General features: G+C 55.7%; 1 pseudogene. It reads right to left on the minus strand.

What is annotated here, in order from left to right:
* Positions 1 to 12: 12 nt before the first annotated feature.
* A pseudogene (locus tag PFRI_RS17765) lies at positions 13 to 564 on the minus strand (IS5 family transposase); the annotation flags it as partial.

Genomic DNA, 564 nt, shown 5'->3' on the forward strand with positions numbered 1-564 from the left:
TAGGTTCAGGACTCATAACCAGAATATGACGGTTGCAGCGAGGGCGATCGCTGACAGAAATACTTTGGGACATCGGTCATAGCGGGTTGCGACGCGTCGCCAGTCTTTAAGCCTGCCAAACATGCGTTCGATCCTGTTGCGGCGTTTGTAACGGCGCTTGTCGTATCGAACGGTCTTATTGCGTGACTTGCGACCAGGGATACAAGGCTTTGTGCCCCTGTCTGTTAAGGCTTCTCGGAACCAATCGGCATCATAGCCCCTGTCGGCGAGCAACCATTCCGCATCTGGTAAACCGCTCAGCAAAGCCGCCGCACCAGTGTAATCGCTGACCTGACCGGCGGTTATGAAGAAGCGGATTGGGCGACCGCTGGTGTCAGTGACAGCATGCAATTTGGTGTTCATGCCGCCCTTTGTCTGACCGATTAGACGACCACGCCCCCCTTTTTAAGCCCCAGGCTTGAGGCAGTGCGGTGCGCTTTGAGGTAGGTCGCGTCGATCGAGATGGTCTGATTATCGGGTGCCTCCGCTGCCAACCCCGTCATTATCCGGGCAAACACACCTATA

This window comes from Planktotalea frisia (assembly GCF_001890925.1).
In the GTDB taxonomy this organism is placed as follows: Bacteria; Pseudomonadota; Alphaproteobacteria; order Rhodobacterales; family Rhodobacteraceae; genus Planktotalea; species Planktotalea frisia.